The organism is Lysinibacillus sp. RS10 (genome assembly GCF_041956855.1).
Classification (GTDB): Bacteria; Bacillota; Bacilli; order Bacillales_A; family Planococcaceae; genus Lysinibacillus; species Lysinibacillus xylanilyticus_A.
Genome location: NZ_CP167122.1, coordinates 1,549,222 through 1,571,094, shown reverse-complemented (window position 1 = coordinate 1,571,094; position 21,873 = coordinate 1,549,222). Strand labels below are relative to the sequence as shown.

Genomic DNA, 21,873 nt, shown 5'->3' with positions numbered 1-21,873 from the left:
TCTCCTTCTAGTGAATCTTTCTCACAGAATGACCATACCAAGCTTCAAGCGCATCCTGAGAAATTGTATCAAATTCATTTTTGTAACCATGGAAGTGAATCGTTTGATTTAAACATGCTACATGGCTGATACGGTTCGACACTGTATCGACATCATGAGTGACAAGAATCATTGTAATTCCCTGTTCCCGATTCAATTTGACCAGCATATCATAAAATGACTGTACATTCTCATGATCAATGCCGACAGTTGGTTCATCTAATATTAGTAGTCTCGGTTCGCTAACTAAGGCTCGTGCAATAAAGACACGTTGCTGTTGCCCACCGGATAATTCACCAATATTACGATTCATAAAAGCTTCCATTCCAACAGCTTTTAATGCTTCTAGTACTTTTCCTTTTGCATCTCGTCCAGGTCTTTTAAATAGCCCTAATTTTTTTGTTAATCCGCTTTTTACTACCTCTTGAACGGTTGCTGGAAATCCTGAATTGAAGGCATTGGATTTTTGTGACACATATCCTATCCATTCACGATGCTTAAAAGTTGCACTTGGTTCACCAAATAACTTTATTTCTCCAGTCATTGGTTTTAATAATCCTAAAATAATTTTTAATAATGTCGATTTCCCAGAACCATTTGGACCGAGAAGTGCTAAAAAATCTCCCTCTTCTACACGGAAAGAGATATTTTTTAATACTTGTGTATAGTCATATTGAAATGACAAGTTTTCAATATCAATAAGTGATTTTTTCATGCATGACCGCTTCTTTCTAATTCAAAATCATTACGATTTACAAAATGTAAGTATAAATGAAATCACTGTTTTTGTAAAGGAAATTAGTTTACTAATAGGCTGTCGCATGTTGTGGAAAAAAGTTTAAATACATTTAGATGTCACTTTTCGCTTAAACAAAGACTTTTTTACTTGAATCACGCTCAAATTAAGTTGTAAGGCATTGATTCTAAAACTTTTAAAGTAAGGGTTTTCAAAGTTGTCACGTCGTTCACAAGAAGGATTTCGTTTCAAAGAAACTAAAAAAACTTTAAAAGGGGGATTGGCTTTGAGTATTCAATTTTTACAGCAATTAGCACAAAGTAGTGATAAAGAAGTCGTTGCCATTGCTCGTGCTGAAGGATTTGACATTACAACTTCGGAAGTAAAAAAACTACGACCTTATTTGGAGCAATTCTCATTTACTTGGCTCTTTTTAGGTATTCCGAAAGATATACTTCTAGAGGTTGAAGCTGTTTTAGGTAGAAAGCGTTCTAGACAGCTAATCGCACTATTTACAAAATAATAGAAAATAGCCCGGAAATCAGGACTTATTCTAGCTGATTTCGGGCTATTTATTTTCTATCCTCTTAGAGCATCGATTACCTCAGGTTTAAACTCTCCATTACGTAGCATCTCAATTTCATGTTTATATGGAGCCGATTTTGATTTGGCATCACTATTTAATGCGACAAAGGGTGTTTCTAAGATTTTAGGAATCTCTTTTAATTGTGGGTGATGTACAACATAATTTAATGCGTCAAAGCCAATATGACCGAAGCCAATATTTTCGTGACGGTCTTTTCCAGCACCGCGAACATTTTTTGAATCATTAATATGCAGGACTTTAATACGATCTACACCTATTAATTTATCAAACTCATTTAATACGCCATCAAAATCCTCGACAATATTGTAACCGGCGTCATGTGTATGGCAAGTATCAAAGCACACTGACAGACGCTCATTATGTGTCACACCATCAAAAATTTTGGCAAGCTCTTCAAAGGAACGACCACATTCAGTTCCCTTCCCTGCCATCGTTTCTAACGCAATCTGCACAGGGTAATCCTGTGCTAATACTTCATTTAAGCCCTCAATAATTTTAGCAATCCCTGCATCAGCACCAGCGCCTACATGGGCACCAGGATGCAACACAATCTGTGTAGCTTCCAAAGCAGCTGTACGTTCAATCTCAGTCTGTAAGAAATCTACACCAAGACGGAAAGTTTCAGGCTTTTCTGTGTTTGCAATATTGATAATGTATGGAGCATGTACAACAATATTTGTCATGCCATGCTCTTTCATGTGTAGTAAACCGTTCATAATATTAAGGTCAGCAATTGCCTTACGACGAGTATTTTGAGGTGCTCCTGTATAAATCATAAAGGTATTTGCCCCATATGAAAGAGCTTCTTTACTTGACCCGAGGAGCATTTCTTTTCCACTCATTGAAACATGTGATCCAAGTAGCATTTGAATACCTCCTTATTTTTTCCCGCGAGCTTTTATGCGACGTTCACGTTTTTTAATTTTTTCCATTTCCCATTTCATATTACGTTTGTAGCCTGGTTTTACTTTTTTCGGCTTACGTACTAATGCTTTAGCTTTCGCATCGATTTCATTTTCTTGCTTCACACGATTTTTACGTGCATGGCGCTCTTTTAGTTCAGACCATTCGCCATCTTTTACATCTTTTTGAACAAATGGAATGCCCATTTTTTCAACACGTACTACTGCATCCTCATCTGATGGCTCAAACAATGTGATAGCTGTTCCTTTATTTCCTGCACGTGCTGTACGTCCAACGCGATGAATAAAGAATTCTAAGTCCTCTGGAATTTCGTAGTTAATGACATGTGAAATTCCTTGAATATCGATACCACGTGCTGCAAGGTCTGTTGCAACGATATATTGATAGTCCAATTCTCGAATTTGCTTCATCATCTTCTTACGATCACGTGGACTTAAGTCACCATGAATTTGACCACAGCGAATCCCATTTTCATTTAAGTAGCCAGCAACGTGCTCTGCTGTTTTACGTGTGTTAGTGAAAATTACCGCTAAAAATGGATTGATCCCTTCAATAACTTCCAACAAACGTTTGTTACGAGATTTAGAACGCACTGGGACAAGCACAAAGTCAATTCCTTCTGCGACCGGGCGTTTATCGTTCATATGGATATGAACAGGTGCTTCCATATATTTTTTCAAGAAAGGCTGAAGCTTTTCTGGAATTGTTGCTGAGAATACAAACATTTCAAGGTTTTCTGGCATTTGAGAAGCAAAGCCGTCAATCTCCTCTATAAAGCCCATATCGAATGCTAAATCTGCCTCATCGACAACTAACATTGGCGCCGTATGCACAAATAACGCTTGCGCTGAAACGAGATCACGAATACGTCCTGGCGTTCCAACAACAATTTGTGGTTGCGTTTTTAACTTATCAATGGAGCGTTGTTTGTCCGTACCTCCAATAAATAGTTTCGCTTGAATAGTTGTTCCTTCTATTAATTGATTTAATGCATCAAAAATTTGTTGTGCAAGCTCACGTGTAGGTGACGTAATAACTGCTTGTACTTCCTGCTTGTCAGCATTAATTCGTTGCACAATCGGAATTAAAAAACTATGTGTTTTTCCCGTCCCTGTATGCGCTTGTCCGATTGCACTCTTCCCTTTTAGTATTAGCGGAATAATTTCCTTTTGAATCGGCGTTGGTTCTGTGAAGCCAAGTTCTGCAATTGCGTCCTGCAAAAATGGCTGAAAATTATAATCAGTATATTTTGACATAATTCGTTCCTCCTAACATCTTTCCCATTGTATCATGATTCAACTTTTAGGTATATTAACGTCCTATTATCTTAAGCATGAACATTATTTTCTACTTTAATCATAGCTGTAGAGAAGCCCTTATCAAAGTTACTCGAAATGCTGTTAATATGCAATAAAAAAAGCACTGAAATGCTGTTGAAAAAAGCTAAGAATTAGTCTATTTTATGTCAATTTATTGATATCTAATGATTTGAAGAATTACCATATGTTACGATAAAAATGTAAGATATTAGAGGAGGTTGACTTATCATGAAAGCAGCAAGATGGTATAAAGCAAAAGACATCCGAGTAGAAAACATTGAAGAACCAGTAATTGCATCAGGAAAAGTAAAGATCAAAGTACATTGGACAGGGATTTGTGGAAGTGATTTACATGAATACGCAGCTGGCCCAATCTTCATTCCAGTGGAACAACCTCACTATGTAAGTAAAGATATTGCGCCAATTGTTATGGGACATGAATTCTCTGGTGAAGTAGTAGAAGTTGGTGAAGGTGTTACAAAAGTACAAGTTGGTGATCCCGTAGTTGTAGAACCTATTCTTGCATGTGGCGAATGTGCTGCTTGTAAAAAAGGTAAATATAATATTTGTAAGCATCTAGGTTTCCACGGTCTTTCTGGCGGGGGCGGAGGATTCTCTGAATATACAATGGTAGATGAAAAAATGGTACATAAAATGCCTGAAGGGCTTTCCTATGAACAAGGTGCGCTAGTTGAACCAGCAGCAGTAGCATTACATTCAGTTCGTCAAAGTAAATTAAAAGCTGGTGATAAAGCAGCAGTCTTTGGTACTGGTCCAATTGGTCTTCTTGTGATCGAAGCATTGCGTGCTGCTGGAGCAGCTGAAATTTACGCAGTAGAACTTTCAGCTGAGCGTGCTGCCAAGGCTTTAGAGTTAGGCGCAACAGCCGTTATTAATCCTAAAGACGAGGATGCAGTAGCTCGCCTACATGAATTAACAAATGGTGGCGTAGATGTTGCATTTGAAGTAACAGGTGTCCCTGTAGTATTACAACAAGCAATTGATTCCACAACATTCGAAGGTGAAACAATTATCGTTTCCATTTGGGAATCTACGGCTTCCATTCAGCCTAACAATATCGTTCTAACAGAGCGTTCTGTAAAAGGTATTATTGCTTATCGCGATATTTTCCCAGCAGTTATGGAATTAATGAAACAAGGTTACTTCCCTGCTGAAAAACTTGTTACGAAACGAATTGCTCTTGATGAAGTCGTAACAGAAGGCTTTGAAGCCCTAATGAAAGAGCGAAACCATATTAAAATCCTTGTAAATTCACAAGCATAAAATAGAGTCAGGTAGAGAAAATAAAGAAACTTTTCTCTACCTGTTTTTGATTTGTTATCCCTCTTTTTTGCCATGTCACCATAACGCGGGGTTGATTTTCGTTCCGACTGGGCGACTCCACTCCAAGCAACTTTTAGTGATGAGCCTCATTTCCCTCCATTTTTTTCATAATATCTAGGTTGGCCATAAGGAAGTTCACTTTATTTTCTCCAAAAACCCCAAATGATCGTTTTTCTGTATTTGCCTCTATAATTTTTTCAATCTCTTTCTTAGAGAGCCCGCTTGCTTGGGCAATACGTTCAACTTGTATTTGTGCAGCTTTTACACTGATATGTGGATCTAACCCTGAACCTGAAGCAGTCATTAAATCAGCAGGTATGTCTTGTCGTTTTACGGTTGGGTTTGCTAGTAAAAACTTCTCGATATCTGCTTCTATTCGCTTCTTCAATTCTGGATTAGATGGTGCATAGTTAAAAGTTCCAGAGCTAACGCCGCTATAATTCACCTGGCCATTTTCATCTGGTATCGTATCCTCTTCCGTATAAACATTGTAATTGACGGATGAAACACGTCCCCAGAAGTACTCAGGTGCTGTAAAAGCTTGACCTATTAATTCTGAACCAACAGCTTCACCATCCATTTCTATTAAACTGCCATTTGCTTCATGAGGAAACAACCCTTGCGCTAATGCAGTCACAGCAAACGGGTATATAAAACCACATAGAACGAACATCGTCATTGTGATCAATAATGCTTGCTTTGAGTTCTCAAAAAATTTTCGCATGTATCTTCCTCCTATAACCCGAACGTATGGAATAGTGGTCCAACTAGTAAATCAATCAACTTAATGCCAATAAAGGGAGCTATAATTCCACCTACGCCATAAACAAGTAAGTTTTTATTTAATAATTTTGCAGCACTCATCGGCTTATATTTTACGCCTTTCATTGCAATTGGAATTAACAATGGAATGATGACCGCATTAAAAATTAAGGCAGAAATAATCGCACTTGAAGGTGAATTGAGATTCATAATGTTTAGTGCGCTCATCTCAGGTACAGCGACCATTAGCATAGCTGGGATAATGGCAAAATACTTTGCAATATCATTGGCAATACTGAAGGTCGTTAGTGCGCCCCGAGTCATTAGCAATTGTTTCCCAATCTCTACAACTTCAATAATTTTAGTTGGATTTGAATCTAAATCGACCATGTTAGCAGCTTCCTTCGCTGCATTCGTACCTGAATTCATAGCAAGCCCTACATTTGCCTGTGCCAGTGCTGGCGCATCATTCGTTCCATCACCAGTCATAGCTACCACTTTCCCTTGTGCCTGCTCATCTTTAATGACTTGAATTTTGTCTTCCGGCTTACTTTCTGCAATAAAGCTGTCCACTCCAGCTTCCTTTGCGATGGATGCTGCAGTAAGGGGGTTATCTCCTGTACACATAACCGTTTTAATGCCCATTGCCCGAAGTTGTTCAAAGCGTTCCTTAAGTCCAGCCTTTACAACATCCTTTAAGTAAATAACACCTAAAATTTTATCGTTTAACGTTACTACAAGTGGTGTCCCACCTACAGAAGATACTTGATGGATCAGCTGTTCTAAATTTGCAGGAATGCTATAACCTGCTTTCATACTTTCTTTTTTTATCGTATCATAGGCTCCTTTTCGAATTTTTGTTCCATCCTTCATATCCAAACCACTCATTCGTGTCTGTGCAGTAAATGGAATATGTTCACTTGACTTGATAATATTTTCTTCACCGTCTGTTTTTACTCCTAATTCGCAGGCAAGTGACAAAATAGACTTTCCTTCAGGTGTATCATCTGTTAAGGAACTAAGCCATGCAGCTCGGATTAAATCTTTACTTTCCACGCCTGTTACTGGCAGAAATTCAGCTGCCATACGATTTCCATAAGTTATCGTTCCTGTTTTATCTAAGATTAATGTATCCACATCTCCACACGCCTCTACAGCTCTTCCAGACATTGCAATAACATTAAACTGTGTAACCCTATCCATTCCTGCAATTCCGATTGCCGACAATAATCCACCAATCGTTGTAGGAATTAAACAAACTGTAAGCGCAATTAATGTTGCGATAGAAATCGGCACATTTAAATAAGATGTCATTGGATAGAGTGTCACAACAACTAACAAGAAAATAATTGTTAAGCTTACTAAAAGTGTATTGAGCGCTACTTCATTTGGCGTTTTTTTACGACTAGCTCCTTCGATGAGCGATATCATTTTATCTAAAAAGGATTCACCAGGCATCGAGGTAATTTCGATCATCAGCCAATCACTCGTAACCGTCGTGCCGCCTGTAACTGATGAAAAATCACCGCCTCGCTCCTTTACAACTGGTGCAGATTCACCCGTGATCGCCGATTCATCTACAGTAGCAATTCCTTCAATGACTTCTCCATCATTTGGAATAACCTCTCCTGCCTGAACTAAAACGATATCGCCCTTTTTTAACTCATGTGCCTGTTTAGCTATTTCAGAGCCATCACTAAGCAGAACACGAGCCTGTGTCACTGTTTTCGTCTTTTTTAACGTTTGAACCTGTGCCTTCCCTCGTCCTTCAGCAATCGACTCTGCAAAATTAGCAAATAGAATGGTTACAAAAAGAATGACGGCAACGATCGCATTATACAAGCGTTCATGTTCTCCTACTTCGTTACCAAATATATTCGGAAAAAGGGTTAATAACAGGACAAACATAAACCCTATCTCTACTACAAACATAACAGGATTTTTCACCATATATACTGGACTAAACTTCTTTAAAGCGTCTATCATCGAGCTTTTAAACATTTTACCCGTAATAAAACTTTTTCTTGCAGTTTCCATAAGTGTCTCTCCTTACTAAAATCAATTTCGCCTTGGCGTAATGGAGTCCAGATTTTGAATTGTGCCTAGGCCTGCACGAGGGCCGACACGATGTCGGTCATTTCGGTAATGCCACAGGACGTGGCGTTTTTACTGATGCAGGTCAGTTAGCCGTTTTCGCAGGGTGCGAAGGTTTTAGGCTAACATCCTTTCATTCATTCCTTTCAAAATCCGTGACATCCGCCGGAGGCTCTTCATTCAATAGGTATTCGGATACCCACTGAAAAGGAATCACATCCGCATTCATCTCACCACACTAAAAGGTGGGCGTCTTAAGATGAATGAAGATAAAGTTGTAAGTGCTCTGTAATTGGCCCAAGAGCTAATGCTGGTAAAAATGTAAGAGCACCAATCATTAAAACGATCGCAACAAGTAACAATGTAAAAACAGTATTATCCGTTTTCAATGTTCCCACCGAATCGCTGTAAAACATTTTTTTAGCAAGTAGAGACGCTATAGCTAGTTGAATAATAATCGTCAAATAACGTCCAAAGAACATGGCAAGCCCTGTCGTCACATTCCAAAATGTTGAATTGTCAGCTAACCCTTCAAAACCTGAGCCGTTGTTAGCAGAGGCAGATGCAAATTCATATAAAACCTGCGATAAACCATGTGCACCCGGATTCGTTATACCCGCTACCCCTGCTGTTGTTGCAACTGCAAGTGCTGAAAATAGTAGAATAATAGCAGGATGAATCAAAATACAAAGAGCGATCAGTTTCATTTCCTTCTCTTCAATTTTCTTGCCTAAAAACTGAGGTGTTCGACCAATCATTAAACAGGCGATGAATATCGTTAGTAACACATACATCATCATGTTCATTAAGCCGACTCCCTTGCCTCCAAACACAACATTTAGCATCATATTAAACATCGGTACAAGGCCACCAAGCGGCGTCAATGTATCGTGCATATTGTTAACAGATCCCGTTGTAAAAGCAGTAGTCACTGTTGTAAATAGTGCTGATTGTGCTACCCCAAAGCGCATCTCTTTTCCTTCCATACTGCCAAGTTCCTGCGAAATTCCGAGCTCACTAATAATTGGATTACCTGCTTTTTCCGCTACATACACAGTCACAAGCCCGACTAGGAACAGCATACTCATTGCCGCAAAAATGGATAGCCCTTGTTTCCCAAATATCGTTTTCTTTTTCCTATATGCGACCATTAAACTAAATGCAACTACACAAGCACCTGGTAATAACATCATCGATAGCATTTCCACAACATTAGAAATGACCGTTGGATTTTCAAATGGTGTCGTTGAATTCGCTCCATTAAAACCACCACCATTAGTACCTATATGCTTGATGGATTCAAGAGAAGCTACAGGTCCAAGGGCAATATCTTGGAATTTACCTTCTATTGTTTGGACAGTCTTATTCGCACTAAAAGTTTGCGGTGAACCTTGCGCTACTAAAATAATGGCAACAACAATAGATAAAGGCATTAACACACGTGTAATAACACGAACGAAATCCACAAAGAAATTCCCTATAGTGTCAGTTTTAGCAACTAGACGACGGCAGAACGCCATACAAGCTGCATAACCAGTAGCTGCAGATGTAAACATCATAAAGATAATGACTAGCATTTGTGATAAATAACTGAGTCCTGATTCGCCACTATAATGTTGAAGATTCGTATTCGTCATAAATGAAATAATGGTATTAAATGAAAGTGTTGATTCCATATTGTCAATATCGTTTGGGTTTAAAAACAGCATCGCTTGAATGCGTAAAAGAACGTATCCAATAAACACCATAAAGGCGTTCGACAAAATTAACGAAAGCACATACTGTTTACCCGTCATATCGCCTTGTTTAATGCCGCATAATTTATAAATAACAGCATCAAATCTATCCATAATTGGATCAAGCCATGTTTTTTGATGCATCGTCACTCGAAATAGATAGTGCCCAGTTAAAATCACGAGCGGTAAATAAATGATTAATACAATGGCGATTTGCCACATACTGTAGTACCTCCTACCAGCCTATTAATAGTTTTCAGGATATAGTAATGCATGCCCTAGATAACCGAAAAGGAACACAAGTACAATCCCCATAAAGATCCACATTTTCATTCCTCCTTACTTTTCTTCCACAAGCTTGAAACACCAAGCGGTTAACGCATAAAGACATGCAAAGCTTATAATTAGTAAGCCAATCATATAAAAGTCCATCAATCGAAACACCCCTCCTCCAATTAGGATGCTCTCATCATACTGACTTTCAAATTAATGTAGTGTTAGGAAATCACTTTTTCTATTAAGAAACTATAAAGAGCGAAAATCTTAATACTTTCTTAATGGTAGATAACGCTATAATACAAATGAGGTGAAAGAGGATGGAAAATGCACGTCCAACTCCAGAGACGTTTTTAGCGAGGCTTCAACAAGAGGAACAATTCGTAGGAAAGCTCAAAATTTTCCTTGGTTATGCTGCTGGGGTCGGTAAAACTTATGCAATGCTGGATGCAGCACATCAGGCGAAAAAACTAGGTAAAGATGTGGTAGTTGGTTATGTAGAGCCACATCCTCGTCCAGAGACGTTAGCTCTACTCGAAGGGCTTGAGCAAATCCCTACGAAAAAAATAAATTACAAAGAGAAAACTTTTCAGGAATTAGATATTGATGCGGTATTGCAGCGCAAGCCGGAAATTGTCCTTATTGATGAATTGGCACACACTAATGTTCCAACGATGCGGCACAAGAAACGATTTGGAGATGTAGAGGAATTACTTGCAAAGGGTATTCATGTCTATACAACAGTCAATATTCAACATATTGAAAGTCTTCATGATTTAGTAGAAGAAATAACTGACATCAAGGTACGAGAACGTATTCCAGATTATTTAATTGATCAAGCGGCACAAATAAAGATTGTCGATATTGAACCAGATGAGTTAATCCAACGCCTACAAGAAGGCAAAATCTATGTAAAACAACAAGTAGAAAAAGCACTGCAATCTTTTTTCCGTAAACAAAATTTAGTATCACTGCGAGAAATTGCACTACGGAGAGCTGCAGATACGATTAACTATAAGCAGGTAAATAGCAACGAATCTACAAAACATCCTGTACAAATCGAAGAGCATCTACTTGTTGGTATTAGTAGTTCTCCTACGAATGCTAAAGTTATTCGAACTACCGCAAGACTTGCACAAGCATTACATGGCAAATTTACAGCTCTCTACGTACAAAACGTACAGGAGCATGATCGAAATAATGCAAATTCAGAACGACTTCAGCAGCATATAAAGCTTGTTGAACAGCTTGGTGGCCATGTCGTAATTGTTCAAGAAGATGATGTAGCCGCTGCCCTTGCCAACTATGCACAAATTAGCGGCGTCACGAAATTAGTCATCGGTAGAACGAGCATGAGAAAAAAATGGTGGCGACCAAACACAAAAATCAGCGATCGACTCACCGAATTTGTACCGAATTTAGCCATACACATAGTGCCAGATCAAGAAAATGAACAATTCTACTTTCCTAATGTGAAAAATAAGCTGTCATTTGAATGGCTTGACTTATTTAAAATGGTCATCGTGTTTGGCATAGTATCAATTGTCGGGCTCTATTTCTACACAATTGGTGTAAGTGAATCGAACATCATCACGATCTATATTTTAGGCGTTTTAATTCTTGCCATTTGGTCATCAGGATGGATGATGAGCATTATTAGCTCCATCATCGCAGTACTCCTTTTTAATTACTTTTTTACAGAACCACGTTTTTCATTTGAAGCCTATCATCGCGACTATCCGATGACCTTTATGATCATGTTTCTTTCAGGAGTGATTACAAGTAGCTTAACAAAAAAAATAAAGGAGCAAACCATTGTAGCAGTTCGAAAATCTTATCGAATGGAGGTGCTCCTTGATACAAATCGCAGACTTCAACATGCTAAATCTATAGAAGAAATTATTACTGAAGGCATGTCACAAATCGTTAAGTTAGTAGAAAAACCAGTACAATTCTTTGAAATTGAAAATAATTTAATTGTGAAAACTACTTTTTTCCGTGCTGAGGGCATGACTAGCCTTGAAAATAATAAGATTGCATCCCTTTTTGACAATCCGAATGAGCATGGTGTAGTAAGTTGGGTCATAAATAATAAGCATGTAGCAGGAGTAACCACTGATATATTTCCTGAAGTGAACGCCTACTATTTACCAGTTATATCTAACGGGCGTGTTAAGGGCGTTATTGGCATTGCACTGTCAAAGCAATCACTATTACCTGCATTTGAGCGTAATATTCTGCATGCCATTATCAATGATTTTTCATTCGCACTTGATAAGTGGTATTTACAGAAACTCAATGAAGAAGTGGCTAGAGAAGCTGAACTGGAACAGATGCGAGCTAACCTTTTGCGCGCAATCTCTCATGATTTAAGAACACCGCTTACTGCTATTTCCGGAAATGCAGATATATTACTGACCAATGCATCGCAAATACGGGATGATGAAAAAAGCAAAATATATGAGGATATTTATAAAAATTCTAAATGGCTTGTACAAATGGTGGAAAACTTACTTGCTGTTTCTAAGTTGGAAGATGGACACCTTGCTTTAGAGATGCAATTAGAGCTTGTAGAGGATATTATTCAAGAGGCATTAACCCATGTCGTTCGTCTAAACAATACACACACAATATCCTATCATATTGAACCAGAATTTTTATTCGCTTTAATGGATGCACGACTTATTATTCAAGTACTGATTAATATGATCGATAATGCATTGACTTACACACCACCAGGTAGCGCTATTACTATAACGGTGAAAGAAGTTGATGGCTTAGCACAATTTAGCATTTCTGATGATGGACCTGGTATCGATGATGCGATAAAAAGCAATCTTTTTGAGCCATTCACAACTGGAAAAGTACAACGTAGCGATAGTCGAAGAGGCCTGGGATTAGGCTTAGCGCTCTGTCAAACTATTTTAAAATTACATGACAGTGAAATAACTGTTTCAGACAATAAACCTAAAGGAACGATTTTTAACTTTTCACTGAAAAAAGGAGAAATGACATTCAATGAATAAACGAATTCTAGTAGTAGAAGATGATGTAGCCATTGGCAATCTAATTAAAATGACATTGGCTACGCAAAAATATGAATTCGAAATTGTAAGAGATGGTAACAGCGCACTACAAAAGGCTCTTGCCATGAAACCAGATGTTTTTATTTTGGATTTAGGACTACCTGACATAGACGGTGTAGAACTAATAACGAAAATTAGAAGCTGGACTCAAACACCGATTATCGTTGTTAGTGCACGTGGAGAAGAACACGATAAAATCAATGCATTAGATGCTGGCGCGGACGATTATGTCACAAAGCCTTTCAGTGTTGAAGAACTATTAGCCCGTATTCGAGTAGCCTTAAGAAGATTGACGTATGAGCATCAGCTAGAAAATGAACCCTCTGTCTTTGTCAATGGTCATTTACAAATAAATTACTTAGCAAATACGGTGTTTGTGAATGAAAAAGAAGTGCATTTGACGCCTATTGAGTATAAACTATTGGTTATTTTATCAAAACATGTCGGTAAAGTTTTAACGCATAACTTTATTTTAAAGGAAATTTGGCACAACGTACTTCAGTCGGATGTTCCAAGTCTTAGAGTTTTCATGGCCACACTTCGAAAGAAAATAGAGGACAATCCAGCTAATCCAAAATTAATCCAGACACATGTCCGCGTTGGGTACAGAATGCTTCGTTGTCATGACGAAGAATAAGGGTCTGATCATGCTTCAACTTCCTAATATACTATAGTTTTCCTAAACTTTAAACTGCAAGCTTTTTATTGCTAGAGTTGATAAAAAATGATACTATACTATAGTATTTATTTGATAATGATTATCATTTACAAGGAAGTAGGTAGATCTTATGAACCTTCATTCGGTTCAATTGGGTGAACTAGTTAAAGTGAAAGATCTTCAGCAAATTGACTCTCTTTTATCTAAACGTTTAAATGCTTTTGGCATTAAGGAAGGCTGCCGAATTTGTATGATTCAAAAAGGATGGTTTTCTGGAGCATGTATATTGGAATGCCAGGGGCAGAAAATCGGGCTTAGAAAAAAAGATTTAATGAATATAAAGGTTGAGCAATTATGAGTAGATTAGCTTTAATAGGAAACCCAAATATCGGTAAAACATCATTATTCAATACGTTGACAAATTCATATGAATATGTCGGCAATTGGAGTGGTGTAACCGTTGAAAAAAAAGTAGGACAAGTAAAAAAACTACAAAAGGAAATTATTGATCTACCTGGTGTCTATACGCTGAACCCGATTTCAAGAGATGAAAGTGTTGTTACTTCATTTTTACTTGAAGATCAGGTAGATGGAATATTAAATATTATCGATGCCTCTAATTTCGAACGAAATATGCAATTAACAATAGATATACTTGAACTTAGAAAGCCTGTTTTTATCTGTTTAAATATGATTGACGTAGCGAAAAAGAAAGGCATTTCAATTGATGTCGAAAAATTACAGCGTTTTTTAGGAGTACCTGTTATTCCAATAAGCGCTCGTACTGGTAAAGGTGTCGAAGGCATTTATGCTGTTATTCAAGACTCCGATCGTACTCAACAACGTTTTACATTAACCTACGATGATTTAATTGAAGAAGGCATCTCAAAAATTGAAGCATTGTTACAGCATGTTCCTGAAGAGCAAAGAAGATGGTGTACGATTCAATTTTTAATAGGAAATGAAGCCGTTGACGCTTATTTGAAAGAAAAGGAATACTTTGAAAAGCTAGTTGCAATGCGAGATGCTTTAGAGATGAAAATTGGTGAACCAGTCAATAAAGCTATTGCTAAAAAACGTGATTTATATATTTCTAACATCTACAGCGAAGTAATTATACAAGAGAAAAGTGAAACACAATGGTCAGATAAAGTTGATAAAATTCTAACACATCCAATTTTAGGTGTTCCGATTTTCTTAGCGCTTATGTTTTTAATGTTTCAAGCAACATTTGCATGGATTGGTACCCCACTTTCGGATTTACTGGATGGCTTTGTAAGTGGAACTCTTACAGAGACAGTTACGAATGGCTTAAAAGCTATTGGTGCCGCCCCTTTTATTATTAATTTAATATGTGATGGGATCATTGCAGGTGTTGGCGGTGTCTTAGTTTTCATTCCACAAATCTTTGTACTATTTTTCTTTATTTCACTATTAGAAGATTCAGGTTATATGGCGAGAATTGCTGTTGTCATGGATCGTCTTATGGAATTTTTCGGCTTAAACGGCAAAGCCTTTATTCCGATGATTGTAAGTTTCGGATGTAATGTTCCAGGTGTAATGGCTGCAAGAACAATTGAACAGCCAAGAGAGAGGCTATTAACTATTCTAGTAGCTCCGTTTATGAGCTGTTCAGCAAGGTTACCTGTGTATGCTTTGTTTGGGGCAGCATTCTTTACTGAACATCAATCTTTAGTAGTATTCTCCCTATATATAATGGGAATCGTGATTGCGCTTATTGTAACAAAAATTTTATCTATGACGATTTTGAAAAATGAAACTTCAGTTTTTATTGTTGAATTACCAGCCTATCATGTACCACAGCTTAAAACACTTTGGCGTTCCACTTGGGAAAAAGGAAAAGGATTTTTCCGTAAAGCTGGTACTATTATCTTTGCTGGTTCCGTTATCATTTGGCTCCTTTCTTATATAGGACCACATGGCGCTAATGTCAATATGGACGAAAGTTTCTTAGCCATTATCGGAGGCGCTTTTGGCGTATTGTTTATCCCGCTTGGATTTGGAACGTGGCAAGCTGGGGCATCCCTTATTGCTGGATTCCTGGCGAAAGAAGTAATTGTTTCGACAATGGCGATTATTTATGGAGTGAGTGAGGGTGTCTTATCCTCTACAATGACAACTCACTTTACCGCTTTAAGTGCCTATACATTCTTGGCCTTTGTTTTACTTTATATGCCTTGTTTAGCAACAGTAGGTGCAATAAAAAGGGAAACACAGTCTGTAAAATGGACTTTATTTGCAACACTTTATCCATTTGTTGTAGCTTATATTATTGCACTTATCATTTATGGTATTGGGAATTTATTGATGTGAGGTGATAAGAATGACTTTATTGGTTAATATCTTGATCGGTAGTATTATATTTGGCTATGCTGGTATTACCTTATATAAGAGCATTAAGAAGCAGAAGAAAGGTAAATGCGCCGCATGCTCATTACAGAAGAGTTGTTCTACTAACACTTGTGCACCTCCTTCTAAATTGAAAGATTTTACTCAAAATTAATACAGTGAGGTAGTTCCAAATTGTTAACTTCTTTGGCGACTACCTCACTTTTTTTGTAAGCATTTAGATAAGGAAGGCTCCTTACGTACTAGCTTAGACTTAAAATTCCCTCTACTTATTGACACTACATATTTAATAAGTAAAAATTCCGTGGTTTTTAGAGGGTTACATGCAATATTACCCTAGTTATTTATTGTGTATGTCGAACGCTAACATCCCCCACTGCATATCATATTTATAATCAGGTATGTCATCAATGTTAAAGAAAGGAGATCATTATGGTATTTAGACCACCTTATCAGTTTCCAATGTATCCTGGTGGCATGAGGATGCCCATGCAAATGCCGATGCCCATGCAAATGCAAATGCCTATGCAAATGCCAATGTCACCGCAGTCCTTTTACACGCCTGGAGGCTTCCCAAACCAACCACGAATTCCAGGTGGCTTTCCAATGTCTAGTGGAATAGGTACATTCGGGGGACAAATGCCAATGCCACCAGTGCAGGATGCTTCAAAAATCGGTTCATTTTTACAAAATGCGAATAACATATTCAACACTGCTAAAACATATACGCCTTACATTCAGCAAGCAATGCCAATGGTAAAAAATATCCCGTCACTTTTAAAATTGTATAAAGGATTTCAAGGTCTACCTTCTGTAGGAACTAAAGCAGGGGCTGGAGCAACGGAGGCTGCGGCAAGCAATGGAGCAGGTTCTACTATAAGTCGAAGTGCGTCGCGGCAAAATGCATCATTTACCCCTCCTGACCCACTTCCATCTAAGCCGCGTATTTTTCAGCCACCTATGTAGATGAACGTTTCTTTGTATTCGCCGTCCCTGTCCGTTATAATGTAGATAGGTAAGCTTGAAAGGAGTCACAACCATGCAAGTATTAAAAATTAATCCACGTGGCTATTGCTACGGTGTTGTTGATGCGATGGTCATCGCTCGAAACGCCGCACTCGATAAATCATTACCAAGACCTATCTACATTTTAGGTATGATTGTGCATAATAAACATGTCACAGATGCCTTTGAAGAGGATGGTATCATCACATTAGATGGTGATAATCGTTTAGAAATTATTCAACAAGTTGAAACTGGCACTGTTATTTTCACAGCGCATGGTGTTTCACCTGAAATTCGTGAAATTGCGAAGCGCAAAGGCTTAGTATCCATTGATGCTACATGTCCTGACGTTACAGTTACACACGATTTAATTCGTGAAAAATCAGCAGATGGCTATGATATTATTTATATCGGTAAAAAAGGCCATCCCGAGCCAGAGGGAGCAATTGGGGTTGCACCAGATCACGTGCATTTAGTGCAATCATCTACTGATATTGATGCATTAAATTTAACAAATGATAAATTACTAGTAACGAATCAAACGACGATGAGTCAATGGGATGTCGCTCATTTAATGGATAGTTTAGAAGAGAAATTCCCACATATTGAAGTGCATAAAGAGATTTGTTTGGCAACTCAGGTACGTCAAGAGGCAGTTGCTCAGCAAGCTGGGGAAGCCGAATTACTTATTGTTGTAGGTGACCCTAAATCCAATAACTCGAATCGTTTAACGCAAGTATCTGTTGAAATAGCAGGAACACCATCCTATCGAATCGCAGACGTTTCCGAGCTGAAAATTGAATGGTTAAAAGGAATTAATTCCGTTGCTGTCACTGCAGGTGCTTCAACACCAACGCCTATTGTAAAAGAGGTTATTTCATTCCTCGATCAATTTGATGAGAATGATGAATCAACACATATTATTAAACGTACCGTTACATTAGATAAAATTTTACCTAAAATTAAAACACCAAAGCCTGTCGAAAAAATTATGCCTTACTAACATAAAAAAAATCCTGATTGCCTATTTGACAATCAGGATTTTTCGTTATTTACTAAAATAATAATTGACTGGACGGCCAATACCCCCATAATGCACATCCATCGTAATTTCCTCTTGTTTCTCTAAATAATCTAAGTATCGCCTTGCTGTTACGCGCGCAATGCCAACACCACTCGCAACTTCTTCCGCCGATGCTCCTTCTACAGATTGCAAATATTGCACAACTTTCTCAAGTGTTGCACGATTAAAGCCCTTAGGTAAACTTTTTTCTGACCGTAAGACATTCGATTGCTGAACCTCATTATGCCCACCATGATAATGGAATAACTGATCAAGCTCCCCTTGCGTTAGCTCACGCTCAGTTTGCATTTGCTTTTTAAAGCGCAAATAATTTTCAAGTGTTCCTTGCACTCGTTCAAATGAAAAAGGCTTCATAATATAATCAAAGACGCCAAGATGCAGGACCTGTTTTACCGTTTCCATATCATTAGCAGCAGTTACCGTAATGACATCTACAGGTAATTTGAGTTCACGAATTTTTCGTAAGCTTGTCACTCCATCCTGCTCTGGCATGAAAATATCCATAAATACTAGTTCTGGTTTAAGTTTATGGATTTGCGCAATCCCCTCAACTCCATTTGAAGCTTGTCCAATTACTTCGAATCCAGCTATCTTTTCAATAAATTGGCGATTAACCTCTCGCACCATCGGATCATCCTCTATTAATAAAACCCTCATCTGTGTCACTGTCAGACCTCCATACACTCTGTTCTATCTCTATATGTGTAAATTTCACCTAAGGAAGCAAACTAAAGGAGCGCGTCACACGGTTCCTATAGAATTTCTCGCTTCTACTTCAAAATCAACTACGACTATTAAGTATGGTAAAAAGTTATTAAAAAGCTTGTTCCCTTATTTGGTTCACTTATGACCTCTACTTCACCTTGCCCTTTTTGCACAATTTCATTTATTAAATAAAGTCCAATACCTCGACCCTTTTTCTCTTTTGTTGAATAGCCATTATCAAAAATATGTGCCTTTACTTCATCTGACATACCTATACCATTATCTGTTACTAAAATTGCCAGCACATCCTCATCCTCATCAACAGAGACATGGATAATTTTTTCGTCCATTTGTACATCCCTCAATGCATCAAAAGCATTTTCTATTAAGTTACCAAATAAAATGACGAAATCATGATGATCTAAATTTTTCGGAAAAATTGTCAAACGACTTTCCCGATCAATCTCCAAGCGAATTCCCTGTTCTTTTGCATAGGAAATTTTACTAAGTAATAGCCCTGAAATATTTTCATTTTTAATCCGTTCATTTAAAAAATTTGTAATTTCATCATGTTCTTCCTTTACTTGTGTTAAATAAGAAAGTGCTTGTTCATGATGTCCAAGCTGTAAAAGACCAGCAATAGTATGCAATTTATTTTTATGTTCATGTGTTTGAACGCGTAATGCCTGTACAAATGCCTTAACACCCGTTAATTCCTCTGCAAGCTTTTTCACTTCTGTACGACCCTTAAACATTGCAACAGCTCCAACCGTTTTTCCGTTTACTTGTATAGGAATACGATTACTCATAATACTGTGTCCATTAATATAGAGCTCACGATTGAAAATAGGTTGATCTAGCTCCAAAATCTCAGGTAATCGTGTATCAGGTAACACGTCAAAGATTTTCTTCCCTATTAATGTTGACGGTTGTTTGTGAACATCTAATATTTCACATGCTTTTTCATTAAATATAGTGATTGTCAATTTATTATCAATTGCAATAATCCCTTCATGCATTGCGTTAAAGGTTTCTGTTCGTTCTACATACATTTTAGCAATTTCATGGGGCTCTAGCCCAAACATTTGCTTTTTCATATGCAGCCCCAAAGTATGAGCACCCCATGCACTAAAGAGAAGTGATATTAAAATTGTAATAATGAGTTCTGTTTGAATAGATTGTAGTAACTCCGTAACAGTTAAAACACTATAACCTACTACTACTACACCTATTTGCTTTCCTTCATTACTCATGACCGGGACGAATGCTCGTACCATATCTCCATGTTCGCCATGTGCAGCGGATGTATAATAATGCTCAGCAAACGCCGCATTTAGATCTGCTGACTGCGAAACTTGACCGATCTCTTTTGTATTTGGATGTGAGTACTTGCGCCTATGCATATCAAGTACAACAATATACTGTGCACCATTTATATCACGTATTTCTTCCACTACAGGATTAATGTGTTGAGTAGCCTCGTTAAAATCATTATTATTTGAAATGTAGGTTTTAAGTTCAGGAAGCTGTGATACGGTTTTTGCCACAAGTAAAGCCTGATTTTCGAGCTTATCCTTCTGCTCATTCATGACAAACGCTAGCAAAAAAGTACCACCTATACTAAAGGAGAGCATGAGAATAAAAAAAGTCAAAGACATGATTTTTCTCTTCATCGATAATTTTTGAAATTTCAAGATGTTCGCCTCCCTCTTACTATATTTTAGCGTACTCCATATGTTAGAATAACAAAAACATCAGAAAATACGAATTAATTGGGTGTAATAGATGAAAAAATTTATTATTGGAACAATCGTAACCGTTTTACTGTTAACAATCGCAATAGGCGTCCAACAAGATTTACTATTTGCAAAGCCTCTTCCCTATGATGATGAGCAAAAAGGTTTGGACACACAAATTACAATTCATTTAAGTCACGTTGTAGCTGAAAATACGCCAAAAGGACAGGCCGCAAGCAAATTTGCAGAGCTTGTGGAGGAAAAAACAAATGGCGAAGTGAAGGTACACGTCTACCCGAACTCCTCCTTGTTTAATGATGAAAATGAGTTTCAGGCTTTGCAAAATGGAGAAGTAGAAATGATTATCCCTACTTTTTCAAAGATGACATCCTATCTACCAAATTGGCAGGTTCTTGATCTACCCTACCTTTTTAATACGGATGATGAAGTTCATGAGGTTCTTACTGGATCGATTGGTGAACAATTGTTAAGTGAGCTTGAGCCTTTTAAAATAAAGGGGCTGGGCTTTTGGCATAATGGCTTTAAACATTTAACCTCTGTCGATCACCCTATTCATACATTCGAGGATTTAAAAAACTTGCGTGTCCGGACAATGCCAAGTAAAACGCTTGAAAAGCAATTCGAGGCTGTTGGAGCAACACCCATCCCGATTTCCTTTAGCGAGGTTTTTACTGATTTAGAATCACACGCCATTGATGCGCAGGAAAACACTGCATCAAATATTTATTCTAAAGGTTTTTACAAAGTACAGAAGCATATGACATTAACAAAGCATGGGATTTTAGGATACGCTGTTTTAATTAACGAGAATTTTTGGAATTCCTTACCTCCAAAAATTCAAAAGCAAATTATGGCCGCTATGAAAGAAACAACAGACTGGCAGTTTGAGCAAGCTGTACAAATGAATGAAAAAGATTTGCAAAAACTAGCGCAACAAGATAACTTTGAAATTTATACGATGAGTGATCAGGAACGCCAACGCTTTAAAGAAAAGCTAGCACCTGTCTATGATTTTTATAGAAACAATGTACAAAATAATGATGTTTTATCGGAAATTGAAGAAATTGTTTCCCCGTAAGTATTTTGGGGTCAACACCATAACGTGTGGTTGATTTCCGTTCCGACTGGGCGCTTTCCAGGGGTCTTAAAAAATGTCATCCACAATTTTTGGTGATGAGCCGTATTTTTGTTCATTTATGATAAATCCTCACATTAAGTGGGGATTTTTTTTTTGTATTATAATAGATTTCAAAATTACAAAACTACTATAAAACAGCTTAAACCCTTGCTATCACTACGTTTATTCATCCTTCCACTAAAAATGACCAAAATGAACAATAGAAACATTACGGTCATAAAAACTATTTTCGG

18 protein-coding genes are annotated in these 21,873 nt (G+C 37.6%); 10 read left to right on the top strand and 8 right to left on the bottom strand.

All coding sequences use genetic code 11. The features are described 5' to 3' along the window. Window positions 1-7: 7 nt before the first annotated feature. Window positions 8-754 (bottom strand): metal ABC transporter ATP-binding protein, encoded by a 747-nt coding sequence (locus tag ACB089_RS07855; RefSeq protein WP_374965934.1) that lies wholly within the window; start codon window positions 752-754, stop codon window positions 8-10. A gap of 307 nt (window positions 755-1,061) precedes the next feature. On the opposite strand from ACB089_RS07855, the gene ACB089_RS07850 reads away from it, so the two are divergent. Beyond that, complete coding sequence (locus ACB089_RS07850; RefSeq protein WP_374965933.1) at window positions 1,062-1,298, top strand: Nif11 family protein; 237 nt, start codon at window positions 1,062-1,064, stop codon at window positions 1,296-1,298. A gap of 56 nt (window positions 1,299-1,354) precedes the next feature. Here ACB089_RS07850 and ACB089_RS07845 read toward each other — a convergent pair whose 3' ends face one another. Both ACB089_RS07845 and ACB089_RS07840 read right to left on the bottom strand, forming a co-directional pair. Further along, the gene (locus ACB089_RS07845) at window positions 1,355-2,248 is read right to left on the bottom strand and encodes a deoxyribonuclease IV (protein ID WP_374965932.1); all 894 of its coding nucleotides are present in this window, start codon (window positions 2,246-2,248) and stop codon (window positions 1,355-1,357) included. Between the two features lie 12 nt (window positions 2,249-2,260). After that, window positions 2,261-3,562, bottom strand: coding sequence for a DEAD/DEAH box helicase (locus tag ACB089_RS07840; protein ID WP_374965931.1), 1,302 nt, complete (start codon window positions 3,560-3,562; stop codon window positions 2,261-2,263). A gap of 291 nt (window positions 3,563-3,853) precedes the next feature. Between ACB089_RS07840 and ACB089_RS07835 the strand changes: the two genes are divergently transcribed. Then, window positions 3,854-4,909 carry a 2,3-butanediol dehydrogenase gene (locus ACB089_RS07835; RefSeq protein WP_374965930.1) on the top strand — a complete coding sequence of 352 codons (1,056 nt, stop codon included), beginning with the start codon at window positions 3,854-3,856 and terminating at the stop codon, window positions 4,907-4,909. Window positions 4,910-5,042: 133 nt separating this feature from the next. Here ACB089_RS07835 and kdpC read toward each other — a convergent pair whose 3' ends face one another. From kdpC to kdpA, 3 genes are all read right to left on the bottom strand, one after another. Then, window positions 5,043-5,693: a potassium-transporting ATPase subunit KdpC gene (gene kdpC, locus ACB089_RS07830; protein WP_368635963.1), complete on the bottom strand. Its 651-nt coding sequence runs from the start codon at window positions 5,691-5,693 to the stop codon at window positions 5,043-5,045. Window positions 5,694-5,704: 11 nt separating this feature from the next. Next, window positions 5,705-7,768: a potassium-transporting ATPase subunit KdpB gene (kdpB, locus tag ACB089_RS07825; protein WP_374965929.1), complete on the bottom strand. Its 2,064-nt coding sequence runs from the start codon at window positions 7,766-7,768 to the stop codon at window positions 5,705-5,707. A gap of 311 nt (window positions 7,769-8,079) precedes the next feature. Next, window positions 8,080-9,783 (bottom strand): potassium-transporting ATPase subunit KdpA, encoded by a 1,704-nt coding sequence (kdpA, locus tag ACB089_RS07820; protein ID WP_374965928.1) that lies wholly within the window; start codon window positions 9,781-9,783, stop codon window positions 8,080-8,082. Between the two features lie 374 nt (window positions 9,784-10,157). On the opposite strand from kdpA, the gene ACB089_RS07815 reads away from it, so the two are divergent. The 7 genes from ACB089_RS07815 (at window position 10,158) to ACB089_RS07785 (ending at window position 17,959) form a co-directional block, all read left to right on the top strand. Then, complete coding sequence (locus tag ACB089_RS07815; RefSeq protein ID WP_374965927.1) at window positions 10,158-12,863, top strand: DUF4118 domain-containing protein; 2,706 nt, start codon at window positions 10,158-10,160, stop codon at window positions 12,861-12,863. Then, the gene (locus ACB089_RS07810) at window positions 12,856-13,560 is read left to right on the top strand and encodes a response regulator transcription factor (RefSeq protein ID WP_374965926.1); all 705 of its coding nucleotides are present in this window, start codon (window positions 12,856-12,858) and stop codon (window positions 13,558-13,560) included. Before ACB089_RS07815 ends, ACB089_RS07810 begins: the two co-directional genes overlap by 8 nt. A gap of 151 nt (window positions 13,561-13,711) precedes the next feature. After that, window positions 13,712-13,939 (top strand): FeoA family protein, encoded by a 228-nt coding sequence (locus ACB089_RS07805; protein WP_068983583.1) that lies wholly within the window; start codon window positions 13,712-13,714, stop codon window positions 13,937-13,939. Beyond that, window positions 13,936-15,915: a ferrous iron transport protein B gene (feoB, locus tag ACB089_RS07800; protein WP_374965925.1), complete on the top strand. Its 1,980-nt coding sequence runs from the start codon at window positions 13,936-13,938 to the stop codon at window positions 15,913-15,915. Before ACB089_RS07805 ends, feoB begins: the two co-directional genes overlap by 4 nt. Before the next feature lie 10 nt (window positions 15,916-15,925). Next, a complete protein-coding gene (locus tag ACB089_RS07795; RefSeq protein ID WP_374965924.1) occupies window positions 15,926-16,105 on the top strand; it encodes a FeoB-associated Cys-rich membrane protein in 180 nt (59 codons plus the stop codon). 278 nt (window positions 16,106-16,383) lie between these two features. Beyond that, entirely contained in the window at window positions 16,384-16,917 is a 534-nt protein-coding gene (gene vrrA / locus ACB089_RS07790) for a VrrA/YqfQ family protein (RefSeq protein ID WP_374965923.1), read from the top strand. Between the two features lie 73 nt (window positions 16,918-16,990). Continuing rightward, entirely contained in the window at window positions 16,991-17,959 is a 969-nt protein-coding gene (locus ACB089_RS07785) for a 4-hydroxy-3-methylbut-2-enyl diphosphate reductase (protein ID WP_374965922.1), read from the top strand. A 45-nt stretch (window positions 17,960-18,004) separates the two neighbouring features. On the opposite strand, the gene ACB089_RS07780 is transcribed toward ACB089_RS07785, so the two are convergent. Further along, a complete protein-coding gene (locus ACB089_RS07780) occupies window positions 18,005-18,706 on the bottom strand; it encodes a response regulator (protein WP_374965921.1) in 702 nt (233 codons plus the stop codon). Window positions 18,707-18,834: 128 nt separating this feature from the next. After that, window positions 18,835-20,379 carry an ATP-binding protein gene (locus ACB089_RS07775; RefSeq protein ID WP_374967522.1) on the bottom strand — a complete coding sequence of 515 codons (1,545 nt, stop codon included), beginning with the start codon at window positions 20,377-20,379 and terminating at the stop codon, window positions 18,835-18,837. 151 nt (window positions 20,380-20,530) lie between these two features. Between ACB089_RS07775 and ACB089_RS07770 the strand changes: the two genes are divergently transcribed. After that, complete coding sequence (locus tag ACB089_RS07770) at window positions 20,531-21,580, top strand: TRAP transporter substrate-binding protein (RefSeq protein ID WP_374965920.1); 1,050 nt, start codon at window positions 20,531-20,533, stop codon at window positions 21,578-21,580. Window positions 21,581-21,873 lie beyond the last annotated feature (293 nt).